Origin of the sequence: Actinomadura sp. KC216 (assembly GCF_004348535.1) — a bacterium.
Taxonomy (GTDB): Bacteria; Actinomycetota; Actinomycetes; order Streptosporangiales; family Streptosporangiaceae; genus Spirillospora.
Window position 1 is genome coordinate 1 of record NZ_SMJX01000409.1, and the last position, 6,545, is coordinate 6,545.

General features: G+C 75.2%; 4 protein-coding genes. 1 reads left to right on the plus strand and 3 read right to left on the minus strand.

Annotation, left to right across the window (positions count from 1 at the left end):
- Positions 1 to 112: 112 nt before the first annotated feature.
- Positions 113 to 3,091, minus strand: coding sequence for a LuxR family transcriptional regulator (locus E1264_RS38570; protein WP_132181856.1), 2,979 nt, complete (start codon positions 3,089 to 3,091; stop codon positions 113 to 115).
- A 240-nt stretch (positions 3,092 to 3,331) separates the two neighbouring features.
- Between E1264_RS38570 and E1264_RS38575 the strand changes: the two genes are divergently transcribed.
- Entirely contained in the window at positions 3,332 to 5,182 is a 1,851-nt protein-coding gene (locus E1264_RS38575; RefSeq protein WP_132181858.1) for a serine/threonine-protein kinase, read from the plus strand.
- An 89-nt stretch (positions 5,183 to 5,271) separates the two neighbouring features.
- On the opposite strand, the gene E1264_RS38580 is transcribed toward E1264_RS38575, so the two are convergent.
- Together E1264_RS38580 and E1264_RS44155 are read right to left on the minus strand one after the other, a co-directional pair.
- Entirely contained in the window at positions 5,272 to 6,117 is an 846-nt protein-coding gene (locus E1264_RS38580) for an FHA domain-containing protein (protein WP_207936804.1), read from the minus strand.
- Between the two features lie 121 nt (positions 6,118 to 6,238).
- Positions 6,239 to 6,545, minus strand: a 307-nt coding sequence (locus E1264_RS44155; RefSeq protein ID WP_207936805.1) for a hypothetical protein, incomplete at its 5' end; no start/stop codon positions are given.

Genomic DNA, 6,545 nt, shown 5'->3' on the forward strand with positions numbered 1-6,545 from the left:
GGGTGGGCTCTGGCCGGGGGCGAGGTTCACTTTCGCCGTCTGAGCAGGGGCTTACAATCCGTGCTGCGGTAGGTAGTGCTACGTAATCAAGTGCCGGGGGGGGCGGACGGCGTCACATCCGGCTGACCTCGGCCCGCGAGCTCACGTTGAGCTTGCGCAGCACCTTCGCGACGTGCTGCTCGACGGTGCGCGTCGACAGGAACAGCGCGTCGGCGATCTGCCGGTTGGTGTGGCCGAGCGCGACCAGCCGCGCCACCTCGCTCTCGCGGGGTGAGAGCTGGTCGCCGTAGCCGCGGCGGCCCCGGCGGGACGGCACCGCGACGCCGTGCCCGCGCAGCACCCGGCGGCAGCGCGCGGCGTCCCTGAGCGCGCCGAGCGCGGCGAACTCCTCCGCGAGCGCCGCCAGGTCCCGGGCTCCGCCGTCGTCGCCCGCGGTCATCCGGCACCGGGCCGCGGCCTCCGCGGCGCGGGCCGCCTCGTACGGCTGCGGCAGTGCGGCATAGGCCGCGTGCGCGGCGGCGAACGCCTCGATCGCCTCCTCCGGACGTCCGCGCCCCAGCGCGAGGACGCCCCGGCACGCGGGCAGCGCGGCGGCGGTCATCGGGGCGTCCCGGCCCGCGACGCCCTCGGCGAACTCCTCGGTCAGCCGCTCGGCCTCCGCCGGCGAACCGCCGCGCACGAGCGCGGCGACGGCCACCGGCACCAGGTCGCCCGCCCACACCCAGATGCCCTTCCGGCGCAGCCGGGCGATGCCGCGCTCCGCCTCGGCGCGGCCCTCGTCCAGGTCGCCGCGGGCGATCCGCAGCCGCGTCATGGCGCCCGAGGCGGCGGCGAGGACGGTCACGGGCGCGTTGCCGGGGTCGGCGAGCCCGGCGGCGTTCAGCTCCTCCGCCGCCGTGTCCCAGTCGCCGACCGCCGACGCCAGCAGCCCGAGGACGAGATGCGCGTCGGACGCGATCCCGGAGACGCCGTGGACGGCCTCCAGCGTCCGCCTCGCCCGTTCGGCGAGCCCGTCCCAGCGGCCCGTGTACCAGTCGAGGCGCAGCGCGGTGCCGTCCACGATGCCCTCGTAGAACGCGGCGCCGCACTCGGCGGCGAGCCGCCCGCCCTCGGCGCGGAACCGCTGCGCCCGCGCGTAGTGCCCGAGCCAGGTGGCGGCGTCGGCGAAGTTCCCGCAGGCGCGGGCGATCTGCCGGCGATCGGCGTCCAGGTCGGCGCCCGGATCGGTGTCCCGGTCGGTGTCCGCTCCGGCGCCGCCGATGAGGGCCTCGGCCTGCGCCCAGACGGCGGAGTCGCCCGCGGACATCAGCAGCGCCAGATGGTTCCCGCGGACCGCCGTCCGCACGGCGGGGTCGCAGGGGTCGCTCACCTCGGCCACCAGGTTCTCGGCCCGCTCGATCCAGCGGCGGCAGACGTCGTAGGGCTGGTCGTCCCAGATCGTCATCGCCAGCGCCGCCATCCCGCGGGCGGCGAGCGCGGGACGGTCCCGCAGCTCCTCGACGGCGGCCTCGATGCAGATCCGGCCCGCCTCGTAGTCGCCGATCTGGTTGCGGAGCAGCAGGCCGACGTTCAGCCTGATCTCGCCGCGCACGGCGTCCGGGACGTGCTCGTCCCGGACGACGGTGCTCAGCAGCTCGACGGCCCTGCGGTGGGTGAGCCCGAGCACCGCGTCCCGGCTCAGCTCGACCGCGATCCGGGCCCGTTCCGCGCGCCCGAGCCGGGCGTCGGAGAGCAGTTCCTCCAGGAGTTCCACGGCGACGGCGAGGTCGCCCATCTCGCGGGCCGCCGCGACGGCGGCCTCGGCATGGCGCTGCCACTCGGCCACCATCCCGGCCTCCCGCGCGTGGTAGGCGAGCTGGACGAGCGGCGGCGTTTCGTCGTTCCCCAGTGCCTGCATGGCGCGCATCGCCCGCCGGTGCAGCAGGCGGCGGTCCGGGCCGGGCAGCGCGGAGTAGACGGCCTGCTGCGCGAGCGTGTGCCGGAACCCGTACCTGTCCTGGCCCCACTCGTGCAGGACCCCGGCGAGCAGCGCCTCGCGGACGGCGGACGGCGCGTCCTCCCCCGGCTCCCCTCCGCCCGCCACGGCGCCGATCAGCGCCTCCCCCGCGGGGACGCGGAGCACCGAGGCGGCCCGGACGGCGTCGGCCGCCGCGGGCGAGAGCAGGCTCATCCGGTCGGCGATGGCGTCCTGGAGGAGCGCGGGCACCTCCAGGCCGTCGAGGACCTCGCCGCCGAGAACGCCGCCGTCGGCCGCCGCCGCGTCGCGCCCCCGGGGCCCGCCGGGCAGGGCCCGGACGACCTCCTCCACCACGAACGGGATGCCCGCCGTCCGCCGGTGCAGCTCGTCCGCAAGGGACGTCGTGATCTCCGAGACGCCGGTGATCGCGGTGAACATGCCGCGCACGCCCTGGACGTCGAGCGGCTCCAGCGACAGGAACGCCGCGATGGTGCCCGCTGGGGGCCGGTACGCGCGGCCCAGCGGGAGCCGCGCGCCGGGCAGGTCCTCCCGGCGGTAGCTGAGCACCGCCGACAGCCCGGCGGGCGGGTCGTCCACCAGGAAGCGCAGCAGGTCGCGGGTGCCGTCGTCGGCCCAGTGCAGGTCCTCGACGACCATCACGGTGTCGCCGAGCGCGTCCAGCAGGGCCCGGACGGCGCGGAACAGCCGATGCTCGCGGGCGCGGACGTCCTGCAGCGGGTCGGGCGCGGGCGGCAGCCGGTCGGTGAGTTCGGGCAGGTAGGGACGCAGGGCACCGCAGACGGGGCTGAGCCCGGCGCCCCGGCCCCCGGCCGGCGCGGTCCGGTTCCCGGAGAACGCGGCCTGGTCACCGGCCAGGTGGCGCAGTAGCTCGAAGACGGGTCCGTACGGGAACGGCTCGCGGAGCGGATGGCAGTTGCCGGACAGGACCCGGCGCCCGCGCGCCGACGGATGCCGGAGCGCCTCGTTGATGAGGCGGGTCTTGCCGATCCCGGCCTCGCCCTCCACGAGGGCCACGGCCGGCGGGTGCGTGACGGCCTCCAGCAAGGAGTGCAGCTCTCCCGAACGGCCGATCAGAACGGGCGCTGCCGGGGTGCGAATGAGCGGGGGATTCATATGCGACTCCGGCGGGTGCGGCCGCGAGAACACCGTGACGGAGGGGTACCGGGTGGTCACCGCGGTGACGTCGAAGCTAAGCCTTCCGGACGGCCGCGACAACCCCGGGGGCCCCGATTCGCGTGCCCGAGAAACCGCGTGTGTCCGGACCGTCACCCAGTAGGTTGGTCGCGCGACGCCGGTCATCGCCGGGTATGTCGCGAATGGACCGCGTCGGCCGATCGGCTGAGGGGAGTCACAGTGCGGTTGGGAGCGCTGATCGCCGGACGGTACCGGCTCGTCAAGGGACCCATCCGCGGCGGGACCGGCGAGGTGTGGCACGCCGAGGACACCCGGCTGCCGCGCACCGTCGTCCTCAAGCGGGCCGCGTTCCGCGACGACCGGTCCGGTGCCCTCGACCGGTTGTGGTCGGAGGCGCGCGCACAGGCGCGGTTCGACCATCCGCATGTGGTCACGCTGCACGACATCGTCGAAGAGGCGGAGGAGGAGGGCGGGCAGGTGACGTCCTGGCTCGTCCTGGAGCACGTGCCGGGCGGCAGCCTGGACGCGTGGCCCCCGATGTCCCCGGAGGCCGCGGCCCGCGTCGGCGCGCAGATCGCCGCCGCCTTAGCGGCCCTGCACGCCCGGGGCATCGTGCACTGCGACGTCAAGCCGGGCAACATCGTCGTCACCGAGGACAGGACGGCCAAGCTCGCCGACTTCGGTGCCGCCTACCGGCTGGGCGGCACGGACACGATCACGCCGAGCGGCCCCGTCAGCCACACTCCCGCGTTCGCCGCGCCCGAGGTCCTGCGCGGCCACCCGGAACCGGCGTCGGACGTGTACTCCTTGGGCGCCACGGTCTACGCCCTCGTCATGGGCGAGCCTCCCGGCGCCGCGCCCGGTTACGGCGGTCTGGGTCCGCTGGGCGGCGTCCTCGACGCGCTGATGCGGGCGGCACCGGAGGACCGGCCCGGCGCGGACGAGGCGCGCCGGATGCTGGACGAGGTGGCCGGCGCCGACCGGCCGGAACTGCCCGGCCACTCCGCGCCGACCGAGAACGACGGCCCGAGCACCGAGGAGAAACGCGGAGAAGAACAGGAAGACGGCACGGGGTGGGGGCGTCCGGCGGGTTTCGTCCGGCGGCATCCGCGGGGCGTCGCGGCGGCGGTGGTCGCGGTCGCGGCGGTGGCCGTCGCGGCCGCGGTCGTGATCCCCTCGGGCGGCGAGGAGGCGCCCGCGCGGCAGAAGCCCGCGTCGCTGATCGGCGACCCGCGCACCGCCGACCCCTGCGCGCTCGCCGACCCCGCCGCGCTCGGCAGGTTCGGCGAGGCGGAACTCGACAACGACTACGGCAACTTCGACCGGTGCGACGTCCTCGTGAACGACGTCATCGACGTCAGGATCGGCATGGCGAGCGGCTCGGGCCCGGAGACGGGACGCGGCGGCCCGGCACGGACGATGGGACGCGTCCGGGTGCTCGCGGAGCCGCCCGAAGAGGACGAGTGCGGCCGGATGCTGGTCCTGCCGTCCCCGGACGGCGGCACCACCATCTCGATCGACGCCCGGCAGGTCGAGGAGCCGCGGCCCGGGGACGCCCCCGCGCCGCTCTGCCCGATCGCCGACACCGCCGTCGCTTCCGCGGTCGCGGTGCTGAACCGCGGCCCGATCCCGCGCCGGACGCCGCCGTTCCCGCCGCAGTCGCTGGCGCACAAGGACGCCTGCACGATGCTCGGCAACGACGCGCTCGACGTCGTCCCCGGGATCGACGCCCGCGATCCCGAGGTCCGCTACGGCGGCTGGGAATGCAGGTGGCACAGCACCACCCAGGACATCCAGGTCAAGCTGCGGTTCGACCGCGGCCAGCCGCTCACCGCCGAGGACGGCAGCCCCACCCGGTTCGGCACGCACCGCGCGTTCGTCGAACCGGACGGGGAGGGCGGGGGGACGTGCCTCGTCCGGGTCGTCCACCGCGAGTACGCCGACCAGCACGGCGACGACGCGATCGAGATGCTGTACCTCGTCGTGGAGGGCGACCCGCCCACGGAGCGGCTGTGCTCGATGGCGACGCGTCTGGGCGGTGCGGCCGCCGCACGCCTCCCCGCCGCCTGACCCAGCCCGCCTGACCGGGCCGCCGAACCGACCCCACGACCCGGCGGTTCGGCGGCCCGGCATCCCGGCGGGCCGGTGGGCTCCGTCCGCTAGCCGTCGATGAGGGCGAGGTCCTGGGTGCGGAGCCTGGTGTGGACCAGCAGCGCGACGATCAGGTTGTGGTTCAGCGCGTTGCCGATCGGCGGCGGGATCTCCTCCTCGCGCAGCCCGCCCACGTGCGGACTGAGCCGGTTGCGGACCTCGGTGACGACGCGGGCGGCCTTCCGCCAGTTCCAGTTCTCCGCCGGGCGGAGCCGGCCGATCTCGTCGGCGACCTGCGCCCAGGTGAGCGGCTGCGGCCAGGGCTCCTGCCGCAGGTACCGCTGGGCGAGGCAGACCAGGACGAGCCGCTCCTGGTCGCTGAGCCGCCACGGGTTCGCGCGCTCGGTGAGGGCCCGCTCGGCGTTCGCGCGCTCGGCGTCGGGGTCCTCCGGGTCGTAGGTCGCGAGCTCATGCACGTCGATCGGGCCGGACGAGGCCCGCCCTGCCGCGATCCGCACCTCAAGGAGATGCTCCTGGCCGGGCGAGACGATGAACAGCGGCGTGTACATGACCGGCAGCTCCGCCCGGTGCCCGCCGAGCACGAGCCGCGACCCGGGGAACCGGATGGCGAGCTTGCCGAGGTTGTACAGCACCCAGCGGGAGTGCTCGCGGGTGATGATGCCGTGCTGCCGGCTGACGCGCGTGTCGTCCCCGCCGACGCAGACGTGGACGTCCGGCGCGCACCGTCCGAACACGACGTTGAACCGGGCGTCGGGCGACACCCGCATCCCGCCGTTCGAGCCCTTGACGAACAGCGTCCCGGGCTCGGCCGGGGGCAGGCCGGTGGCCAGGCTCCCGATCTCCTCCGGAAGGATGTCGACCTTGCCCTGCGGCTTCCGCATCATCGTCGACATGCGACCCCTGTCCTCTCTGCGTGCACGCCCGCGCTCAGCGTAACCCGGCATCGCGGGAGGGGTCCCGCCGTCGTCATGGCAGGGGGAGGGCCGGGCCCGGTGGACGCCTTCGGCGCCCAGGTCAGTAGACGCCTTCGGCGCCGAGGTTGGCGCCCGCGCTCCCCTGCCCGCCCATGACGTTGTTGCCGTCCACCTCGACGGTGAAGCTGCTCCCGCCGGACGGGGCCCGGTACGCCAGCTTCCACGTGATCCGCGGGGGCCAGAGCGGCATCGGGACCGTCTTCCGCCAGGGCAGCTTCACGTCCTCCAGCTTCGTGGTCTGCCCGTTGACCATGTAGCTCAGCGAGGCGACCGTGCCGCTGCCCTCGACGTTGAAGGTGATCTCGCCGCGCGTCCCGGTGGGTTTCGGCGAGGACGAGGCCGACGAC